Below are 20,443 nucleotides of genomic sequence, written 5' to 3'. Positions count from 1 at the left end.
CCGATCCCAAGCCCTACGTCTGGACGAAGACCGCAGACGAGATCCTCGAACGCCTCGCCAGCTATCTGAACAGAATTCCTGACTCAAAAGACTAGAGCCACTCTCCTTCGAGGGCGGTCGCCGTGAGGCCCGGGGCCGCCGCGTACAGCACGGCGCGACTGCCCGGCCGCTGCCCGGCGTCGTGCGCCCGGCGCATGATGTCGAACACGGCGGCGCCGCCGCGGTTGCCACTGGTGTAGCTGTCCCGGCTGTGGTCGAGGAGCCCCGACGGCCACTCCTCGGGCATGGTCTGCTCCATGTACTCCAGCACACGCGTCCCGCCGGGGTGCGCGAGCAGCACGTCGGGGTGCCAGGAGTTCGGGTCGTCCTGGTAGCGGTCGTGCAGCCAGTCCCACATGGCGGTGACGGTGTTCTGCACGGCGCGCGGGCCGCGCCGGTCCATCACGAAGTGGGTGCCGTCCGCCCGCGTCTCCAGGCGGTGCAGGTCCTGGGTGTCCGGCAGGGTGTGGTGCCAGGAGGCGTCCAGCCGCAGCATCGACTGGGGCCTGGGGCGGCCCGTGACCACCGTCGCGACCGCGGTGTCCGCGAACAGCAGCCGGACGATCAGGGACTCCAGGGTGTCGTCCGCGGGCTGGTAGGTCGTGCTCAGCGCCTCGGAGATCACGACCAGGACCACCCGGTCGGGGTCGGCCGCCACGAGGTCGGCCGCGAGTGCCAGGGAGCGGGTCCCGGCGACACAGGCCCACTGCGAGGCGGGCAGCAGCGTCGTGTCGCCGCGCAGCGGGAGCCGGTTGGCCAGGGCGACGTCCAGACCCGGCAGCGCCGGGGTGGTGGAGTTGCTGGTGATCAGGCAGTCGACGTCCGAGACGTCCAGCCCGGCGATCTGCAGGGCCCCGCGCGCCGCCTGCTCCCCGTACGCCTGCACGGCCTCCCAGGCCGGGGCGGTGCGCTCCTGCACGGTCTGCGGTGCCGGTACCGCTTCGAGGGCGGCGACCACGCGGTCCGCGTCCTGCTCGGTGAACCCGTCGCGGACCAGCGCCTCCCGCGCGGGCCCGGTGCCGGTCGCCGACAGGGCGCCCGAGGCGCCGGGCGCCACGGCGGACTCCAGCGGCAGCATCCAGCCCCGGGTCTCGATGCCGGTACTGGCCGCGATGCCGTCGATGCGAGGCGCCCACGCCGCGTCCGGGTGCCGTTCGCGGACCTCCTCCACGATCTGGCTGGTCCTGACGGCGTGCTCGCCGTGTATGACGGCGGGCGGGCACAGGTATGCGGCCACGATTCGCACCTTTCTCCGGTGAACAAGAGGGGGAAGGTCCCGAGTGCTGTGGCATGGCTCACTCCAGCACTCCACGTCCAAGTCCATGCCGGCGCGCGTCACTTCGGGCGTCGGCATCGTCTTCGAGCATGGCGGCCAAAGGGACATTTATGCTGTGACTCAGACAACTTGGACGGCCTTTGTTCTGCGTGACACTGCACACACCCCCGCGCGGCGGGCGCCCCTCGGACCAGTTCGCCGTTCCGGGCCACCACCCGCCCGCCGTGCACGACCATGTCCCGCCGGGGAATGTCGACCACGACCTGCGGCAGGCACTCGCCGCGCACCAGCACGAAGTCCGCCGCCGCCCCGGCTTCAGGTCGGCCCGCGGCAGGCCGGCGTGGACACGGACAGCACCAGGGACTCGTTCGGCGCGACCGTCGTCAGGGCGATGTCCAGATCCGCCAAGTCCTCGGCCATGGTGCGCGGTGCGCGCTCGGCGAGGAACGGCAGGCAGCAGACGTGACTCACCGTTACCCGGCCCCGCAGGGACAGGGGGCGGGTGCGGTCGATGATGCCGCGCGTGACCCGGGTCCCCTTCTCGTCCCGGTCGTGCAGATGTATGTCGCCGCCGATCCCGTGCCGGTCGGCCAGGTCGAAGACCAGGTCGAGCTCGCTCCGAAGCGGCGAGGGCGCCGGCACGGCGTGGTCCGTACGCCCGGCACGGCTGCTCCTCCGGAGCCTGGTCGAAGCTGGATCCGTCTTCGACCATCACCGGGCCCGCCCGCGGGCGCGACCGCCCGCGGATCGTCATACTGGCGGGGTGGCGGACGAGGAACAGCAGCGGACGGTCCGGCACCTGGAGCGAGCCATCCTGGAACTCCTGGAGCGCCGCCGCCCGGAGGCGACGATCTGCCCCTCGGACGCCGCACGCGCGGTCTACGAAGGGGACGACGACGGCTGGCGCGCCCTCATGGAGCCGGCCCGCCGTGCGGCCGGGCGACTGGCCGCGGCCGGGAAGGTCACGGTCACCCAGCGCGGTCGCCAGGTCGACCCGGCGACGGCGCGCGGCCCCGTCCGCATCCGCCGCGCCCGCTGACCGGCGTCAGCCGAAGACGTCGTACGTACGGCGGTAGAGGGCGTCGGTGTGTTCACGGACGTCCCGGTACACCGCTTCGAGGCGCCGGTAGAGGGCGTGGTTCTCCGGGTCCGGGTGGAAGACCTCGCCGTCGCGGACCATCCTGGCCGTGGCCTCCTCGAAATCCGCGTGCACACCGAGGCCCACCGCCGCGCAGATCGCCGCTCCCAGGCCCGCGGCGCTGGACGCCTCGGCGCGGCGGGCGGGGACACCGTGCACGTCGGCCTGGATCCGCATCATCAGGTCGGAGCGCGAGCCGCCGCCGGAGACGATGACCTCGCGGTGGGCCGTGCCCAGTTCGCGTGCCATGCGCTCCGTCGTGTCGTGGACCGTCATCGCGAGGGCCTCCAGGATGGACCGGTAGACGTGGAAGCGGCCGTGGCGTCCGTCGAAGCCCAGCATCGTGCCCTTGCGGAAGGGGGCGTCGTCCGGGGCGAGCCAGTCGAGGACGGTCATCAGCCCGTCGGACCCCGGCGGTACCTTCGCCGCTTCGCCGTTGAGGTAGTCCTCCACCTCCAGCCCGGCGGCGCGCGCCCGGGCGGACGCCTCCTCGCCGAGCAGGTCGCGGTACCAGCTGACCGTCCACATGCCGCGCCGCACTCCGCCGGACTCGTAGAGGTAGGAGTGCGGCACGGCGGCGTAGTTCACCCAGAAGTCCGCAGGGCCCGTGACGTTGCGCGGGCCCGTCGCCATGCCGGCCACGTACGTGCCGAGCGAGACGAGGAGGGTGTCGGGGGAGCGCAGCCCGCAGCCCAGGGCCTCGACCGCCTTGTCGTTGGCCGTGGCGACCACGGGGACCCCGGCGGGAATGCCGGTGTGGCGTGCCGCGGCCTCGGTGACCTCGCCCAGGACCTCACCGGGCAGCACGAGGTCGAAGAGCAGCTCGCGGCGCAGGCCGAGCTTGGCGATCTCCGCGTCGTCGTCGCTCCACTGCCAGGTGTCCGGGTCCAGGGGCCACATCCCGGCGTAGTTGGCCGCCGTGTCACGGAACTGCCCCGTCATCCGGTGACCGATGTAGCCGGAGCTGGTCGTGACGCGGGCGGCCTCGGGGCTGGTGTCCTGGTAGGGGAGTCCGACGCGCTCGTCCATCCAGCTCATGACGGGCTGGGCGAGCGTGCCGTCCGCCTTGAGTACGGCACGGCAGAAGCGGATGGTGCACAGTCCCACACCCACGATGTCCGCCGGGTCTCCGTCGAACGCCGCGAGCGCGGCCCGGCTCGCGGCGCCGATCGACGTCCACAGGTCGTCGTCCGGATGCTCCACGACGCCGGGCCGCGGGGTGTCGTAGGGGCGCAGCGCGGCACGGCCCTCGCTGACGACCCGGCCGTCGGTGTCGAAGACGGTCACCTTCGACGACTGCGAGCCGTTGTCGATGCCGATGAGGTAGCGGGGACGGGCGCTGGACATGGCCACTCCGGGGAGGTCGTGCGGGTCGGGGAAGGAGCGGGACCCCGGCCGGCGTGACGGCGGCCGGGGTCGGCTGGGCGTCTGGCTCAGGCGTCCATGGGGAAGATGGTGCCCTTGTTCATGATCCCGTTGGGGTCGAAGGTCTCCTTGAGCTTGGCGAGGATCTGGTACGCGCTGCCGTGCTCCTGCGTGGTCCACGGGGCGCGGTACTTGCCGATGCCGTGGTGGTGGACCATGGAGCCGCCCACCTTCAGCGCCTCCTCGACGATGATCGCGTTGAGCGGGATGTGGTACTTCTCGATCTCCTCGCGCGGCTCGCAGTTGATCCTGTAGTCGTAGACGAAGTACAGGTTGGTGCCGGTCTGGTAGCTGTGCGAGGAGTGGGCGCCGAGCATGACCAGGTCGTCGGCGGCCGGGAACTCGGTGCGGATGCGCCGGATCACGTTGTCGTACAGCTCGACGGTGCGCGACCAGTCGACGGAGACCTCGGTGGTGTAGCCGAGTTCGGCCTTGGCGAGCATGACCTGCTTCTCGGCCTCGATCTTGTCGACGCCCCAGTTGAGGTTGTCGAACCAGTCCTCGATCAGGCGGGGGTCGACCTTGTCGTGCGGGTACTGGGCCAGGACCCGCTCGATCTCCTCGCTGGTGGCGCGCACGAGGCCCTTGGGTCCCTCCGCCACGAAGACGACGACGACCTTGCCGTCGTAGAAGTGCGAGAAGTGCTGGCGGGCGTCCTCGGGCGAGTAGACCCGGACGACCGACGGCTTGAACCCGTTCGTGACGACCTCGCGGATCGCCTTGACGCCGGTGGCCATGTCGTCGACGAGGAAGCCGTGGAACTCGTTGTTCTCCGGCTGGTACTTGAAGACCTTGACGGTCACCTCGGTGATGTAGCAGAGGGCGCCCTCGTTGCCGATGACGATGTGCCGGATGTCCGGGCCGGCCGCGCGGCGCGGGACGTTCTTGATGCGGGTGACCGAGCCGTCCGGGAAGACCGCCTCCAGACCGACGACCATGTCCTCGATCGCGCCGTACAGCGTGGAGAACTGGCCGATGGAGCGGGTCGAGACGAGCCCGCCGTACTGGGCGAGCGGCTTGGACTGCGGGGAGTGGCCCGTCGTGAGCCCCTGTGCGCGCAGCTTGTCCTCGAGCACCTGGAGCGGCACCCCGCACTCGACGGTCACCTGCATGTTCTCGGCGTCGACCGAGAGGATGCGGTCCAGGCCGGAGCCGTCGAGCACGATGGTGTCCTCGACCGCGGTCTCGAGGCCGCCCTCGGTGCCGGTGCGGCCGGTCCGCGCGACCACGTTGATGCTGTTGTCGTTGGCGAAGGCCAGGACCTTCGAGACGTCCTCGGTGGAACGGGCGTTGACGATCGCGGCGGGGAGCGGGGCGTCGAAGATGCCGTGGACCGACTGGTACTTCTTGAACCGGTCGACGCTCGCGAGCTTCAGCTCCTCGGTGTCGGTGACGACCTGTCCGGCGTCGAGCAGGCCGGTGAGGTGGGCGACGATGTCTTCGCGGGTGAGCTTGGAGAGCGACTGGGCCATGGTGATCTACCTCTTGGTGTGCGGTGTGTGGGGGAGGGCGCGGCGTGGGGGGTTCAGCGGACCAGGTAGCCCCCGTCCACCGGGAGGACGTGCCCGTTGACGTAGTCCGACGCCCGGGAGGCGAGGAAGACGGTGGCGCCCATCAGGTCCGCGACGTCGCCCCAGCGGCCCGCCGGGATGTGGTCCAGGACGCGCTGGTTGGTCTCCGGGTTCGCCCGCGTCGCCTCGGTGATCTTCGTGGCGAAGTAGCCGGGCGCGATGGCGTTGACCTGGATGTTGTGCTGGGCCAGCTCGTCGCAGTACGCCTTGGTGAAGCCCACGATGCCGTGCTTGGTGGCCGCGTACGCGGGCGACCACTGGCCGCCGAGGAACGAGAACATCGACGCGATGTTGATGATCTTTCCGGAGCGCTGCGGAACCATGAACCGGACCGCCTCGTGGCTCAGCTCGAACGGGGCCGTGAGGTTGATGTCGACCATCGGGTCCCACTGCTCGCGGCCGAACTCCTCGACGTCCGCGATGGTGCAGATGCCCGCCGAGTTCACCACGATGTCGACCGACCCGAAGGCCTCCGCGCAGCCCTCGACGATCCGCCTCGGCACGCCGGGCCCGGTCAGGTCCGCCTTCATGAACTCCATGCGGCGGCCCTCGGCCTCGATCAGCTCGCGGGTGGTGCCGTCGTCCTCGGTGACGGACGGCACGAACACGTCGGCGCCCGCCTTGGCGAGGGCCAGGGAGAACGCCCGGCCGAGGCCCGTGTTGCCGCCGGTGACGATGGCGCTGCGGCCGTCGAGGGAGAAGAAGTCCCGGTTGAAGTCGGTGATGTCCATGGTGAGTGACCTTCCTCAGAACGCGGGGGCCGGCTCGGTGGGAGCCGGCGCGGACGCCGCCGCACGCGCGGCCAGCTCCCTGCGGCGGATACGGATGGTGAGTGTGGTGAACAGCAGGCCCAGCAGCGCCGCGGCCAGCAGGAAGACGAACATGGTGGTGTAGCCGCCGCCGCGCTCCGGCACCGCGGGGCTGGCCGACGGGTCGCCGATCCACCACGCGGCGAGCGACGGCAGGAAGGCGTCCGGCAGGAACGCGATCCCGGAGACCAGGCCGATCACCCCGCCCCGCTCGTTGGCCGGGATCTCCACCTCCCCGACGGTGGCGAAGTACACCCCGCGGCTGGCGAAGACGAACAGGCAGAGCAGGAACATCAGCGTGACGGCGACCCAGCCGAAGGCCGTGCTGCGCGGCAGTACGAGGAACAGCGCGGCGGCAGCTGCGCACCCCAGGAACATCCAGCGCAGGAAGCGCGGCGTCGACCGGGTGACCTTGTCGACGACCACACCGCCCGCGGGCCCGGCGGCGAACTGGAACACGTACGTACGGACCACACCGATGACACCGATCAGACCCGCAGCGATCCCGTAGTGGTGCTCAAGGAGCGGCGAGAAATAGCCGAGCGTGGTGTAGAAGCAGTACATCATCATCACGGTGAGCCCGATGAGCCACGTGTATTTGTTGCTGGCGGCCCGCCACAGCTGCTTCAGCGTGACGGTGCTGGAATCCAGCGCGGCCAGTTTCTCCTTGTCGCTGTCCACGAAGAACCAGATGAGCGCGGCGAAGACGAAGGCGAGTATTCCGTAGAGCCGGATGAGCCACGTGACACCCGCCGCCTGTGTGACGGCCGTCGCCACCAATGCGGTGCCGACGAATCCCACGAGGGTGGAGGTGACGCCGCGCGCGCCTTCCAGGAACCCGAAGAGCCGGCCCTGTTCCGAGGCGTCGCCGAGCATTCCGATGGCCTTGAGCAGAGCGGGCCAGTAGAGGCCGGTGCCCATGACCGCCATCAGGGCGTGCGCGACGAGCGTACCGGTGTAGCCGGGGGCCTGCGCGATGTACAGATCAAGTACGCCGGTACCGGCCAGACCCAGCGTGACCAGGACCTTCGGCGAGAACTTGTCGGCGAACCAACCTCCCGCGAAGTACATCACGATCGCCACGATGCCGAACACGGAGATGATGTTGCCGTAGTCCTGCGTCGAAAGGTGCAGCGCCTCGGCCGTGGGGCCGAGAAATACGAAGCGGATGTAGGCGACCTGGAAGATGATGCCGCATGACATCGACAGGATCAGGAATCCCGTCCATTTCCGCGCTCTGTTCACAGTCCACCTCGTTGTGGTTCGCAATCGGGCAACAAAAAAAGAACAGCAACTCTCGACGGGCGAGGAGTTACTGTTCTCTGGTCTCTAGTAACTGCTCCGGCACGGAGGTCGGAGCCGATATGTGATTGTGGCGGCCGAACGGGTGATCAGATGGCCGCAGGGCAAACCTAGGGTGACGTTCGGGCGAGTGTCAAGGGTCCGCCGGCGGTGTCACATCTCCCAGACATCGGTATTCGACGAGGCGATCGCGGCGGCGCCCGCTTTGAGCGCGGCGAACACGTCGTCCCGGTCGCAGACCAGGCCGCCCGCGATGAGCGGCACGTCGATGTCGGCGACGACCCAGGAGATGACCCGCGGCATGCACCCGGGGAGGATCTCCACGCAGTCCGCCTGCGAGGACCGCACCTGCGGTGCGAGCTTGCGGTACGAGAGCGAGTCGATGAGGAAGAAGCGGTGCACCGCGTACAGGCCCAGCTCGCGGGCGGCGCGCACCATGAACGCCTTGGAGCTGAGCACCCCGTCCGCGGCCGTCTTCTCCTTCACGTACCGGACGACGATCTCCTTGCCGGCGAAGCCCTCCAGCAGATCGACGTTGACCAGGACCGTCCGGCCGTCCTCCTTCAGCCGGGCCACGATCTCCGGCAGGTCCAGGACCGTGCCGTAGAGCAGGAAGACCACGCGGCAGTCGGAGCGCAGCACGGCCTCCAGGCCCTCCGCGTCCTTGACGCTGGCGACGACCGGGTTCTCCTCCAGGAGGGCGGGCAGTGGTGGGGTGTCCAAGGTGCGCTCCTAGCAGAGGCAGGCGGTGTCCTCTCAGGGTAGGACGAGGACGCCGGGCACCCATGCCGGGTCTCCGGCCGGCGTCGCCCCCGTCCTTGACGCGGGCTCGCGGCCCTCCCATACTGGCGGCCAAATCGATTTGGCCAAATCGATTTGGCTCTCCGTCCAGGGCCGGATCGCTGTTCATCCCCGAGCGTGCTGCAGGCCCGAACGGAGTCTTACGTGACCAGTGCCCACCAGAGCCGGCCGCCCCAGGCCGGACGTACCGATCAGCCCCCGCCACCCACATCCCCGGAGCCCCCCGCCGAGTCGCGGTCCACGGCCGACGCCGGTGAACGGTCCGGCGTCCACCCCGTGGACGAGTCGCGGCCGTTCCACCGCATCCTGCTCTTCGGCGTCCAGCACGTCCTCGTGATGGCGGCCACGCCCATCTCCGCGATCTTCCTGATGAGCGCGACCCTCGGGCTCGACGACGGCCTCACCGTCGACCTGCTCTCCGCGGCCTTCGTGCTCTCCGGCGTCGGATCCCTCATCCAGTCGCTCGGCCCGTGGAAGTTCGGGCCCCGGCTGCCGTTCGTGATGCTTCCGGGCGGCGCCCCGCTCATCCTCTTCCTGGCCATCGCCGAGCAGCACGGCCTGCCCACCGCCGGTGGTGCCGTGATCCTCACGGCGGCGTTCTGCTTCGTCGTACTGCCGGTGTTCTCGCGGCTGCTGGCCTTCTTCCCCGCCCTCGTCATCGGCACGATGATCGTGATCGTGGGCGTCAACCTGGTGAAGGTCGGCGCGCTCCTCGTCACCGGCCCGCCCGGCTCACCGGGCTTCGCCGACCCGGGCAAGCTCGGCCTGGGCATGGCGACGATCGGGTTCACCATCGTCTTCTACCTGCTCTTCACCGGCGTTCTGCGCCAACTGGCCGTCATGCTCGGCCTGCTGGCCGGCACCGCCCTCGCCGCGGCGACCGGCGCGATCCACACTGGGGCCCTCGCCGACGGACCACTGGTCACCCTGCCGCACCTGATGCCCTTCGGCACCCCCGAGTTCAACCTCGTCGCCGCGCTGCCCCTGATGCTCTACAGCCTGGCCTCGATGGCCGAGGCCACCGGCCAGACCGTCATCAACGCCGAAGCGGTCGGCAAGACGATCGACAAGCGCACCGACGTCCCGAAGACCGTCCGCGGCGACGCTCTCACCTCGCTCCTGGGCGGCTGCTTCGGCCTGCCCCTCATGGTCACCAGCGGGGAGAACATCGGCATCGTCCGCGTCACCGGCGTCCGCAGCCGCTTCGTCACCGCCGTGGCCGGAGTTGTGCTCGTCGTCATCGGGCTGCTGGCGCCCGTCACCCACGCCATCAGCGTGATCCCGTCCGCGGTCGTCGGCGGCACCGCCATGATCGTCTTCGGCGTCATCACCGTCCTCGGCATCCAGATGCTCGGCCGGTCCGACCTCGACCGGCACACCAGCACCTTCGTCGTCGCCGTCGCGCTCGCCCTCGGACTGCTCCCGATCCTGGTCCCCGGCGTCTACGGCGGCTTCCCGCCGAACGTCCGCATCCTGCTCGAGAGCGGCGTAGCCGTGGGCGCGTGCGTCGCCGCCGTGCTCAACGTCCTCTTCCACCACGTCAGGCCGGGCATCGCCGCGCGGCTGACCAACCCCCGCACAGAGAGCGACCGATGAACCGACTCGACCGCGCCCCCCTCACCGGCCAGGGCCCCCTGCTGCTCGCGCCGGACGCCGTCCTGCTGCCCGAAGGCCCCATCGACGGGTATGCCGTACTGGTCGACGACGGACTCTTCCAGGCCGTCGGACCGGCGGCGGAGCTGACGGGGGCCCATCCGGGACTCGACACCGTACGCCTCCCCGGGCACCTGCTCATGCCCGGATTCGTCGACGCCCACCACCACCTCACCCAGAGCTTCGGCGCGGCGCTCGCCTTCGGGGAACCGTCGGAGATCTTCCGCCGGGTCTGGGTGCCGCTGGAAGGCGCACTGGACGAGGAGTCGGCGTACACGGCGGCCAAACTGGCCTCCTTCGAGGCCCTGCGCGGCGGCTTCACGACCGTCACCGACGCCGGTACCCGCGCCGGCGTGGACGTCGACGTGGTCGCGTCCGCCGCGCGGGACGCGGGTATCCGCTGCGTCCTCGGCCTCGTGTGCAACGACACCGACCGCGAGCCCGGGAACGGCTCCCGGGCCGTCCTCGACGACGCCGAGAAGCACCTCGCCCGCTACGACGGCGATCCGCTCGTCCATCCCTCCCTCGCCGTCTCCATCCCCGAGGCGGCCACCGAACGAACCCTGCGCGACACCGCCCGGCTGGCGGCCGAGGCAGGCGCCGTCGTGCAGATCCACGTCAACGAACATCTCGCCGGCGTCGAACGCTCGCTCCTGCGCCACGGACTGCGCCCCCTCGAACATCTGCACCGCGTCGGGGCCCTCGGTCCGCAACTGCTCGCCGCACACGCCACGCTCCTCACCCCGCGCGAACTGTCCCTGCTCGCCGACACGGGCGCCGCCGTCAGCTACAACCCGGTCGCCAGCGCCTGGAAGGGCAACGCGGTTGCGGCCGCGACCGACATGACCGAGCGCGGCATCCGCGTAGGCCTCGGCACCGACGGCACCCGCGGCGACGGCTTCCGGCTCGCCGAGGCCGCCGAATTCGCCCAGCGCCTGGCGTACGGGCTGACCACCGGCGACTCGTCGTGCGGGGCCGGCTGGACCTGGCTGGAGCACGCCACACGCGGGGGAGCGGACGCCGTGGGTCTCGGCGGCCGCACGGGGACCGTCGCGCCGGGCAGGGCCGCCGACTTCCTCCTGGTCGACATCGACACACCCGAACTCGCGCTCTCCTGGGACCTGCCCTGGGAGCTGGTCCGGCGCGGCAACCGCGACCAGATCACCGCCGTCTTCGTCGCCGGGCGGCTGCGCATGTGGCACGGCAGTCCCACCGACTGGGACGGTGCCGCGCTGGTGCGACGCGCGGCCGAACTGGCGCGAGCGGCGGTGACCAGGGCGGGCGTCGTGCGGGCGCACCCCACCTCCACCGAGGCCAGGGCGCGGCGGGAGCGGACGGTGGTCCGGTGAGCTGGCCCTCGCTGGCCGCCCTGGCCGTGACGGTGGCCGTCGCCGCCTTCGTCCAGGGCAGCAGCGGACTCGGCTTCGCGCTGGTCGTCGCGCCCGTGGCCGGCTTCCTCGCCCCCGGTCTGGTCCCGGTGTTCGTCCTGGCGGCGATGATCCCGCTCAACCTGTACGTCGCCTGGCGGGAACGGGCCTCGCTCGACCTGCGGGGCGCCGGCTGGATCACCGGGGCACGGCTCGCGGCCACCCCCGCGGGGCTGGCACTCCTGTGGCTGATCCCGGAGCGCGGCCTCGGCGTGTTCGTCGGAGCCGCGACCGTGCTCGCGGCCGTGGTGAGCCTGGCCGCGCCCGTGTTCACTCCCGGCCGGGCCGCCTACCTGGGCGCGGGCGCGGTGACGGGACTGACGGAGACGGCCACCGGCGTCGGCGGGCCGCCGCTCGCGCTGGTCTACCAGCACCGGTCACCGGCCGAACTCCGCTCCACCGTCGCCGCCTGCTTCCTCGTGGGGGAGGTGGCGTCCCTGGCGCTGCTGTTCGCGACGGGGAGGGCGGAGCCGTCCCAGCTCGGCTGGGCGGCGGCGGCGCTGCCGGCGATCGCGCTGGGCGCCGGGCTCAGCCGCCTGGTGCACCACCGGCTGGACGCCCGCAGGATGCGACTGTTCGTGCTGGTGTTCGCGCTGGTGTCCGGGGTCGTCCTGCTGCTGGGCTTCTGAACGGGCCGGGAGGGGACGGGGGGTGACGGAGGGGTGGTGGAGCGGCGTCAGTCCTTACGGCCCGGGCCCCGGTACCGGCCCCCGTCCCGGTCCCGTGCGGACGAGGCGCGGGCGATCACCGCCGGCTCCGGGGACACCGCCACCGTGGGCGTGGTGGTGTCCCCGCGCAGCCTCCGCAGCAGCAGCTCGACGGCAGCCGACGCCGCCTGCTCCAGGTGCAGGTCGACCGCGGTCAGGGGCGGTTCACAGGTGCGGGCGCGCAGGCCGTCGTAGCGGGTGGCCACCATGACGTCGTCCGGTACGGACCGCCCGCTGTCCCGGACGGCCCGGACCGCGCCCACGGCGAAGGCGTCGACCATCGCGCACACCGCGTCGGTGCCGGGGTGTTCGGCGAGGAGGGTGGCGCAGGCCTCGTAGCCCGCCTGTTCACCACCCGACTCGGCGACCCGCGCCACGACCGGGGGCCAGCCCCGCTCCCGCGCGATGTGCTCGTAGGCGGCGACCGCGTCCACGGACGAGTGCCGGGAGCCCGAGCCCACCATCAGCGCCGGCCGGGTCGCGCCCTGGTCGTGCAGGTGCCGCAAGAGCAGCTCGGTCACCCGCCCACCGCGCAGATCCACGTACGGGACGTCCTCGTCCGGCGCCATGGGCCTGCCCAGCGCCACGTACGGCAGCCCGCGCTCGCGCAGCTGCGCCGCGGCGGCGTCCGCGGTGTCCGGCTCGACCACGATGGCCCCGTCGATGTCCACGGAGTACAGCGCCGACCCCGACTGGACGGGCGGTACGAGTACGAGCGCGAAGCCGTGCGTGAGGGCACTCTCCGCGGCCGCCGCCGCGACCTCCATGTAGAAGCCGAGCCGGGACGGGCCGCCCGCCACGGCGAACGGCATCGAGGACGCCAGCGCGATCGCCTTCGCCTCTCCGCGGCGCAGCCTCTGGGCCCGGAGGTTGGGCCGGTATCCCAGCTCCGCGGCCGCCTGCCTGACGCGTTCCCGGGTGCGGGGGTCGACCTTCCCCAGCCCGTTGAGGGCGTGGGACACGGTGGTCCGGGAAACCCCCGCGACGCGGGCGACGTCGGCGATGGTGGGCTGTCTCGGGCCGGGGGCGGAAGCGGTCATCCGCGCGGACTCTCCTCGCTGGCGGGGAAGGGCGTACCCGGCCATCTTCCCCGACGGCGCCGCTCCCCGGGAGTTCGGCCGCGCTCAGCCCTGCTGCGCGGCGCCCTCGAGGGCCTTGCCGGTCATGTCGGTCACCTCGGCGGCGGGGGGTGCCTCGGCGTCGACCTCGGTGCCGAAGTCCGAGAAGTTCATGACCGTGCTCATCTTGAGTTCCTTGGGCGACGAGCCGCTGTCGGGCTTCGCGGAGGCGGAGGCCGGTGCCTTGACGGTCATGTCGATCTGCTGGCGCCGCAGCCGGCCGTCTTCGTCGAGCCAGACCTGCATCGGCAGCGTCGGGCCGAGCTGCTGGCGCATCAGTTCGCCGCCGGGCAGCTCGGCGACGTCGACCGACACCCGGTAGTGGGTGGTCTCGGCGCCGTCGACCTTCTCGGTGCCGACCTTCTCGACGTCCTTGTCGGTGATCGCCTTGGCATAGGCGGCGGTCTGGGCCGGGTCGCCGAGCTGCTGACTGCCCAGGCCCTGCTGCTGGGCGACCTTCGTGAGGTCGATCTTGATCCAGGGCTTGCCGCCCGCGTTCTGCCCGGGCACCTTCTGGTACAGGACCTGGTCGACGACGCGCTGCTCGATCTTCTTGTCCTGGGCGGTGACGGTCATCACGCTGTCGCCCTCGGCCAGGTCGATCGTGCCCTGGCCGTCGGTCGTGATCCGCTCGTCCCCGGCGGTGAGTTCCATGTCGATCGTCATGCGCGCGGACCCGGCTTCGGCCGTCTTGTCGTAGGCCGCCCGGACCGCCTTCGTGTCCTGCCCCTGGCCGCCCTCGCCGGATCCGCTGCCGCTCGCACTCGCCGACGCGCCCTTGTCCTTGCCCGTGTCCTCGGCCTGCGAGTCGCTGTCGCCCCCGCACCCCGCCAGCACCACGCTCGCCATGACGGCGGCGGTACCGATCGCGCCGGCCTTCATCCCCCTGCTGCGCATGTGCATCCCCTTCTCCTCAACGGCTCCCGGCCGCCATCACCCGGCGTCCGGCTTTCGAGCCGAATGCCCGTGATGAGGCTCAACACGCCTATTGCTGCGTTGTTTTGCGGATGGGACGGGCCGGCAACCTCCGCGGCCGTCCGGCGGTCCTTTCGGAGAGGGCCGGCGGCGGAAGAAGGCCGGCCGGACGACAGCCAGGAGCGAGGGCGGAGATGACGGATCTGCAGACCACGGTGACCTGGGTCGACGTACGCGAGCGGCTGCCGCGGGCCGGTCACCCCGTGGCGGCGGCGATCACCGGACGGTATCCGGCCGAGGCGGCCGCCGATCCCGCCACCGCGCGACGGCAGGAATTCTGGCTGGTGAGGACCATGTACTTCACGGACCGGCACCACACCGAGGACGGCGAGGTGCACAGCGACTGCTTCGTCGACTCCGATGGCGTCGTGCGCTTCCCCCACGACCCGGACAGCGACGACAGTGTGACCCACTGGGCCGAGCTGCCCACCCTGCCCGGCGAGGCGACGCACCTCCTGCTCGGTGACGACGTGCGGCCGGCTCTGCGGAAGGCGTGGAGCATGCGCTGAGGCGTCCGATCCGGCGTTCCGGCACGGGCGCACCGGGGTGAGGCGCGTCTCATCCGGACCTGCCGCCTTGTCTATGCAACAAGTTGCATAGAAGGATCGGGGCATGGCGCTCGAACACGCGATCCTCGTCTCGCTGCTGGAGAAGCCGGGCTCGGGTTACGAACTCGCGCGCCGGTTCGAACGGTCCATCGGGTACTTCTGGACCGCCACCCACCAGCAGATCTACCGCGTCCTCGGACGCATGGAGGGTGGCGGCCTCCTGCACGTCCGCGACGTCCCGCAACAGGGGCGGCCGGGCAAGAAGGAGTACTCCGTGGCGGCCCCCGGCCGCGCCGCGCTCTCGGCGTGGCTGCACGAGCCGATCGAACCGGAGAGCGTACGCCACGAACTCGCCGTGAAGATCCGGGGAGCGGCCTTCGACGACCCGACGGCGCTGCTCTCCGAGGTCGAGCGCCATCGAAAGGCCCACGACGAACGGCTCCGGCGCTACCTCACCGGAGAGCAGCGGGACTTCACCGGCCCCGAAGCACCCGACCCCCTGGACGTCGGCCAGGAACTCCAGCACGTCGTCCTGCGCGGCGGCATCGCCTACGAGCGCATGACCATCGCCTGGCTCGACGACGTCCTCGACACCCTCCACCGGCTCCGCGCCACGAAGCCCCGCGCCTGAACACCCGGCGCCCCCGCCACACCCGTACCACGTCCGCTCGCCCGACCCGCTCCGGAAGGCACCCCTCATGGCCGACCAGTTCCTGTTCAACCCGCGCACCTACGACCCGGCGCACTTCGACCCGCAGACGCGCAGGCTGCTGCGCGCCACGGTCGACTGGTTCGAGGCGCGCGGCAAGCGCAGGCTGATCGAGGACTACCGCTCGCGCGTCTGGCTGGAGGACTTCCTCGCCTTCGCCGCGAAGGAGGGACTGTTCGCCACCTTCCTCACCCCCGCGGCGGACGGCGACCGGCCGGACCAGCGCTGGGACACCGCCCGGATCGCCGCCCTCAACGAGATCCTCGGCTTCTACGGCCTCGACTACTGGTACGCCTGGCAGGTCACCATCCTCGGCCTCGGCCCGGTCTGGCAGAGCGACAACGCCGCCGCCCGCGCCCGTGCGGCCGAACTCCTCGCCCAGGGTGAGGTGTTCGCCTTCGGGCTCTCCGAGAAGAGCCACGGCGCCGACATCTACTCCACGGACATGCTGCTGGAACCCGACGGCAGGGGAGGCTTCCGGGCGACCGGCTCCAAGTACTACATCGGCAACGGCAACGCCGCCGGACTCGTCTCGGTGTTCGGCCGCCGTACCGACATCGAAGGTCCGGACGGGTACGTCTTCTTCGCCGCCGACAGCCGCCACCCCGCCTACCACCTGGTCAAGAACGTCGTCGACTCCTCCAAGTACGTCAGCGAGTTCCGGCTCGACGACTATCCCGTCGGCCCCGAGGACGTCCTGCACACCGGACGGGCGGCCTTCGACGCCGCCCTCAACACCGTCAACGTCGGCAAGTTCAACCTGTGCACCGCCTCGATCGGCATCTGCGAACACGCCATGTACGAGGCCGTCACCCACGCCCACAACCGCATCCTGTACGGCCGCCCGGTCACCGCGTTCCCGCACGTGCGGCGCGAACTGATCGACGCCTATGTGCGCCTCGTCGGCATGAAGCTGTTCAGCGACCGCGCCGTCGACTACTTCCGCACGGCCGGTCCGGACGACCGCCGCTACCTCCTCTTCAACCCGATGACCAAGATGAAGGTCACCACCGAGGGCGAGAAGGTCGTCGACCTGATGTGGGACGTCATCGCCGCCAAGGGCTTCGAGAAGGACACCTACTTCGCCCAGGCCGCGGTCGAGATCCGGGGCCTGCCGAAGCTGGAGGGAACGGTGCACGTCAACCTCGCGCTGATCCTCAAGTTCATGCGCAACCACCTGCTCGACCCGGTCGACCGTCCGCGGGTGCCGGCCCGCCTCGACGCGGCCGACGACTCCTTCCTCTTCCGCCAGGGCCCGGCCCGGGGACTGGGCTCCGTCCGGTTCCACGACTGGCGCACGGCGTTCGACGCCTACGCCCGGGTGCCCAACGTGGCCCGGTTCCGCGAGCAGGCCGACGCGCTGTGCACATTCGTGACGACCGCCGCTCCCGACGAGCGGCAGAGCCGCGACCTGGACCTGCTGCTCGCGGTCGGCCAGTTGTTCGCCCTGGTGGTGCACGGCCAGCTCATCCTGGAGCAGGCTGAGTCGGCCGGCCTCGACGAGGACGTCCTCGACGAGCTGTTCGCCGTCCTCGTGCGCGACTTCTCGGGCCACGCCGTGGAGCTCCACGGCAAGGACTCCGCCACGCAGGAGCAGCAGAACTGGGCCCTCGGGGCCGTCCGCCGCCCGGTCGTGGACGAGGCCCGCTCGGCCCGTGTCTGGGAGCGCGTGGAGGCGCTGTCCGGCGCCTACGCCTGACGCGCGCACGCGAGGGTGCCGGGGGCCGGAAGCGAGCGCGCCGCGGGTGGGTGAAGACTGGGCGCATGGAGTTCTTCTGCTACCACCGCGACCGGTCCGGCTCCCTGCCGCTCCGCCACGAACTGCTGGAGCGGCACTGGTCCTACATGGACGGCTACGCGAAGGAGATGACCGCCCGCGGCCCGACCCTCTCGGACGCCGACGGTGATCCCACCGGCAGTGTGCACATCCTCGACCTGCCGGACCCCGCCGCCGCCCGGGCCTTCGCCTTCGACGAGCCCGGCTACCAGGCGGGCGTGTACCGGGACGTGCTGCTGCGCCGGTGGCGCAACCTGCTCGGCCGCACCATGTGGGACTTCCCCGGCGGCCCGACCGTAGGGGACCGGTACCTCGTGCTCGGCCTCGGCGCCGGTCCGGGGGCCGACCTCGCCGTCCCGCCCGGCCGGGACGAGCTGATCGCCTACGGCCCCCTGCTCTCCGACGACGGCGCCACCTGGCTGGGCACGGCCGCACTGGTGCGGGCCCCGGACCCGGACACGGCCCGGGCCTGCCTCACACCCGACCGCTACGCCGGCATCGAGGTGCACCATTGGCAGTTCGGCGGCCGGCCGACCTGACCTCGGGCGGGCGCCCGGCCGGCCACGACCTAGTGCAGCCGCCCCAGCGCCTCCCGCACCCTGCGCGCGTCGCGCAACCGCTGCTCGTAGGTGGCGCCCAGCACGAGCAGCACCACACCGGCGAGGGCCGGAGGCACCCAGCGGGGCAGCGTGCCGACGGCCTGGGCGATGTACGGGGCGAGTTCGTGCAGGGCCACCAGCGCGAGCGTGCCCCCGCCGAGCAGCAGCGGCGCCTTGAGCCGGTGCCGGGCACCCACCAGGGTCACCGCCAGCGCGGCGGCGCCGAGCAGCAGGGGACGCGTCCAGTGCTGGTCGCCCCAGACCGCGAGCAGGCCCGGCACCAGCGTGACGGCCAGCCCGGCACCGTACGCCGCCCACGAGGAGACCTCCGGTTCGCGGCGCCGGCGGAGGAAGCCGACGACGAGCACGGGCACGGTCACGGGCAGGGTGTAGGCCTCGGGTGCGGTCACCTCCCAGGCGACCAGCCTGACCCACGTCGCCAGCAGGAACAGCACGGCGGCGGCATGTCCGGCCGGGCGGCGGTCCGGGCGCAGCGCGGTGCCGGCGGCGATCGCCCCGGCCAGGGCCAGCACCAGCGCGAACACCGGCGGATCCGTCACGGAGAGCGCGAGCGCGACCATGCCCGCCGCCAGACCCGCCACCTCGGTCGGGACGGTCGTCGCCGAGGCGTCCGCGAGCCGGGCCGCGATCAGTGCGGCCAGGGCGGGCACGACCAGGACCAGCAGCGCGGTGTGGTGCCACTGCCAGCCGGCGGAGGCACCGACCGCGCATGCCAGTGCCGTCGCGTACCCGAGGGCGGCGGGCACACTGAACGGTCCGGCGCCCGGACGCAGACCGGCGGCGCCGAACACCACCGTCAGCGCCAGGAGCACACCGATCGTCGCCTGCTCGGAGGCCAGCGAGAGGAGTGCGAGGTGGGCGGAGGTGACCAGGGCCGCCAGGAGGGCCGTGACAGGGAGCGGCGACGCCTCGGCGGCGGAACGCCGGGCCCCCTCGGCACAGCCGAGGGCGGCCACGACCACCGCCCCCTCCGTCAACAGAGCTGCTGTGTAGGGGAGTTCGAGCACCACCGGCAGCACGAAGAGCGCCGCCCATCCCAGGACGAGCCCGCCCACCGCGGTCGCCGGACGCCGGATCCCGCGCCGTTCGGCCACCAGCAGGACGGCGGCCAGCGCGCCGAGCACGAGCGGCACGGTGCTCGCGTACGGGGGCCAGGGCACGTGCGTGAAGACGGCGTCCCGTACGTCCCCGGGCGCCCCGGACCACGGCCGTTCGCCCCGTGCGACGGGGCCGAGAAGGGTCCCGGCGAGCAGCGGTACCGTCGACAGCGCGGCCCAGGCCTGGACCGTGACCGATGCCCACGCCAGCCCCGTGCGGAGCGGGCGGGGCAGGGGAGTGCGCAGCACCGCCAGGAGGGCCAGGCCGCAGGCCAGGCATCCGGGCACCGTCCACTCGCCGGGCACCGAGACCCGCAGCACGCCGCCCGCCCCGGCGACCACGCACAGCCCCGCCGCCAGGGCCGCGACCAGGGAGACGTCCGGCTTCGGCGCGAACCTGCCGCCGGTGAGGGCGATCGCCGCGGCGAAGACGAGGAGGGCCGCCGCCCGCGCGGCCGCACCCGGGCCGGACGCGCTCCAGCAGAGCAGTCCGGCGGCCAGGACACCGACGGCGCCCGTACCGAGCGCCCCGACGACCGCGACGTACCGCACCGGCAGGAGCGCCGTGCGCAGCGCGAGCGCGGTGCCGCCCGAGGCCGTCACCAGCAGCACGGCCGTGAGCGTGTGCGCACCCGCACCGGCCGCGACCGCCCACAGCAGCAGCGGCAGGTGTGCGGTTCCCACCGCGAGGGGGAGCGGCACCCGGAGCGTGCGGCGCACGCCCGGAACCGGTGCGCCGTTCTCCGCCGCCGGGCGGGCGGAGTTCTCCGGCGCGAGTCCGCCCGTTCCCACGCCGTACGCGGCCCAGACCGCGGCCAGCACGGCGGAGGCGGCGGCCGCGTACCCGAGTCCGTCCGTCCCGGTGAACGCCACCTCGTGCAGCGCGTACGCGTCCAGTACCGTCAGCGCCAGCCCCAGACCCGCCACGGCCTCCGCGGTCGACCGCAGCCCGCGCCGCAGCAACACCAGGGGCGCGCCCAGCGCCCCCACGGTCAGTGCGCCGAGCACCAGACCCCGCCCCGTGATCCCCATGTGGCCCCAGCTGACCAGGGTGAACGCGATCGCGGCGATCGTCAGCAGGACCCCGCCGAGGATCAGCAGCACGTTCTGTACACCGGGAGCCGTGGCGTCCGGCCGGGGCGCCGGCACGGCACCCGGAGCGGCCGGCCGCCATCCCGCGGGGGCGGCGGACGTGCGCAGTGTGTGGATCAGCCACTCGCGGCGGCGCAGCAGGACGGCACGGCGGGCGTCGAGCTGCCGCAGCTCGGCGTCGAGGAACCGCAGTTCCTCGGCCGGGGGCGGAAGGTTCGTCATGCCTCGCAGTGTGGCCTTGGCCACGCGGCCCGGCATGAGCGCGGATACTCAGCCCGTACTCAGGTACCTGCCGGTCCGGACCCCCGTATCACCGGCGCTCTCCTGGGCACCCGGCAACCGTCAGGTTCACGAGCCGG

General features: G+C 71.9%; 18 protein-coding genes. 8 read left to right on the top strand and 10 right to left on the bottom strand.

Annotated elements, in window-relative coordinates; translation table 11 throughout:
• Positions 1 to 91: 91 nt before the first annotated feature.
• Both ACFW01_RS19640 and ACFW01_RS19635 read right to left on the bottom strand, forming a co-directional pair.
• Positions 92 to 1,276, bottom strand: coding sequence for a type III polyketide synthase (locus tag ACFW01_RS19640; protein WP_234957765.1), 1,185 nt, complete (start codon positions 1,274 to 1,276; stop codon positions 92 to 94).
• Positions 1,277 to 1,630: 354 nt separating this feature from the next.
• Complete coding sequence (locus tag ACFW01_RS19635) at positions 1,631 to 1,957, bottom strand: hypothetical protein (protein ID WP_234957764.1); 327 nt, start codon at positions 1,955 to 1,957, stop codon at positions 1,631 to 1,633.
• Between the two features lie 121 nt (positions 1,958 to 2,078).
• Between ACFW01_RS19635 and ACFW01_RS19630 the strand changes: the two genes are divergently transcribed.
• Complete coding sequence (locus ACFW01_RS19630) at positions 2,079 to 2,354, top strand: DUF3253 domain-containing protein (protein WP_234957763.1); 276 nt, start codon at positions 2,079 to 2,081, stop codon at positions 2,352 to 2,354.
• Between the two features lie 6 nt (positions 2,355 to 2,360).
• Here the strand turns inward: ACFW01_RS19630 and ACFW01_RS19625 are convergent, their stop codons facing one another.
• The 5 genes from ACFW01_RS19625 to ACFW01_RS19605 all read right to left on the bottom strand — a co-directional run bounded on the left by ACFW01_RS19625 (position 2,361) and on the right by ACFW01_RS19605 (position 8,283).
• On the bottom strand, positions 2,361 to 3,800 hold the full coding sequence (locus ACFW01_RS19625) for an FGGY-family carbohydrate kinase (RefSeq protein ID WP_234957762.1): 1,440 nt from the start codon (positions 3,798 to 3,800) through the stop codon (positions 2,361 to 2,363).
• A gap of 86 nt (positions 3,801 to 3,886) precedes the next feature.
• Positions 3,887 to 5,350: an FAD-binding oxidoreductase gene (locus tag ACFW01_RS19620; protein ID WP_234957761.1), complete on the bottom strand. Its 1,464-nt coding sequence runs from the start codon at positions 5,348 to 5,350 to the stop codon at positions 3,887 to 3,889.
• A gap of 53 nt (positions 5,351 to 5,403) precedes the next feature.
• Positions 5,404 to 6,180 carry an SDR family oxidoreductase gene (locus tag ACFW01_RS19615; protein ID WP_384504991.1) on the bottom strand — a complete coding sequence of 259 codons (777 nt, stop codon included), beginning with the start codon at positions 6,178 to 6,180 and terminating at the stop codon, positions 5,404 to 5,406.
• A gap of 15 nt (positions 6,181 to 6,195) precedes the next feature.
• Complete coding sequence (locus ACFW01_RS19610; protein ID WP_384504988.1) at positions 6,196 to 7,503, bottom strand: nitrate/nitrite transporter; 1,308 nt, start codon at positions 7,501 to 7,503, stop codon at positions 6,196 to 6,198.
• A 210-nt stretch (positions 7,504 to 7,713) separates the two neighbouring features.
• On the bottom strand, positions 7,714 to 8,283 hold the full coding sequence (locus ACFW01_RS19605) for a glycerol-3-phosphate responsive antiterminator (RefSeq protein WP_234957758.1): 570 nt from the start codon (positions 8,281 to 8,283) through the stop codon (positions 7,714 to 7,716).
• A gap of 354 nt (positions 8,284 to 8,637) precedes the next feature.
• Here ACFW01_RS19605 and ACFW01_RS19600 point away from each other — a divergent pair, with 354 nt between their 5' ends.
• From ACFW01_RS19600 to ACFW01_RS19590, 3 genes are read left to right on the top strand one after another with little or no spacing between them, the layout of a single operon-like run.
• Positions 8,638 to 9,957, top strand: coding sequence for a uracil-xanthine permease family protein (locus ACFW01_RS19600; RefSeq protein WP_384505009.1), 1,320 nt, complete (start codon positions 8,638 to 8,640; stop codon positions 9,955 to 9,957).
• Positions 9,954 to 11,363: an amidohydrolase family protein gene (locus ACFW01_RS19595; protein ID WP_234957756.1), complete on the top strand. Its 1,410-nt coding sequence runs from the start codon at positions 9,954 to 9,956 to the stop codon at positions 11,361 to 11,363. Before ACFW01_RS19600 ends, ACFW01_RS19595 begins: the two co-directional genes overlap by 4 nt.
• Entirely contained in the window at positions 11,360 to 12,070 is a 711-nt protein-coding gene (locus tag ACFW01_RS19590) for a sulfite exporter TauE/SafE family protein (protein WP_234957755.1), read from the top strand. The genes ACFW01_RS19595 and ACFW01_RS19590 overlap by 4 nt, the downstream gene beginning before the upstream one ends.
• Before the next feature lie 47 nt (positions 12,071 to 12,117).
• Here the strand turns inward: ACFW01_RS19590 and ACFW01_RS19585 are convergent, their stop codons facing one another.
• Both ACFW01_RS19585 and ACFW01_RS19580 read right to left on the bottom strand, forming a co-directional pair.
• A complete protein-coding gene (locus ACFW01_RS19585) occupies positions 12,118 to 13,188 on the bottom strand; it encodes a substrate-binding domain-containing protein (protein WP_234957754.1) in 1,071 nt (356 codons plus the stop codon).
• A gap of 84 nt (positions 13,189 to 13,272) precedes the next feature.
• Positions 13,273 to 14,163, bottom strand: a complete 891-nt coding sequence (locus tag ACFW01_RS19580; RefSeq protein WP_384504983.1) for a hypothetical protein — start codon at positions 14,161 to 14,163, stop codon at positions 13,273 to 13,275.
• A gap of 212 nt (positions 14,164 to 14,375) precedes the next feature.
• Between ACFW01_RS19580 and ACFW01_RS19575 the strand changes: the two genes are divergently transcribed.
• From ACFW01_RS19575 to ACFW01_RS19560, 4 genes are all read left to right on the top strand, one after another.
• Positions 14,376 to 14,750 (top strand): AQJ64_40280 family protein, encoded by a 375-nt coding sequence (locus ACFW01_RS19575; RefSeq protein ID WP_234957752.1) that lies wholly within the window; start codon positions 14,376 to 14,378, stop codon positions 14,748 to 14,750.
• Positions 14,751 to 14,853: 103 nt separating this feature from the next.
• A complete protein-coding gene (locus ACFW01_RS19570) occupies positions 14,854 to 15,420 on the top strand; it encodes a PadR family transcriptional regulator (protein ID WP_384504980.1) in 567 nt (188 codons plus the stop codon).
• A 67-nt stretch (positions 15,421 to 15,487) separates the two neighbouring features.
• Complete coding sequence (locus ACFW01_RS19565) at positions 15,488 to 17,197, top strand: acyl-CoA dehydrogenase family protein (RefSeq protein ID WP_384504977.1); 1,710 nt, start codon at positions 15,488 to 15,490, stop codon at positions 17,195 to 17,197.
• A 65-nt stretch (positions 17,198 to 17,262) separates the two neighbouring features.
• Positions 17,263 to 17,814, top strand: coding sequence for a YciI family protein (locus tag ACFW01_RS19560; RefSeq protein WP_234957749.1), 552 nt, complete (start codon positions 17,263 to 17,265; stop codon positions 17,812 to 17,814).
• Positions 17,815 to 17,843: 29 nt separating this feature from the next.
• Here ACFW01_RS19560 and ACFW01_RS19555 read toward each other — a convergent pair whose 3' ends face one another.
• The gene (locus ACFW01_RS19555; RefSeq protein ID WP_384504974.1) at positions 17,844 to 20,306 is read right to left on the bottom strand and encodes an SCO7613 C-terminal domain-containing membrane protein; all 2,463 of its coding nucleotides are present in this window, start codon (positions 20,304 to 20,306) and stop codon (positions 17,844 to 17,846) included.
• Positions 20,307 to 20,443: the final 137 nt, after the last annotated feature.

The organism is Streptomyces sp. NPDC058985 (assembly GCF_042740985.1).
Classification (GTDB): Bacteria; Actinomycetota; Actinomycetes; order Streptomycetales; family Streptomycetaceae; genus Streptomyces.
The sequence above is the reverse complement of the archived record's forward strand: the minus strand, read 5'-3'. Positions and strand labels throughout refer to the sequence as shown.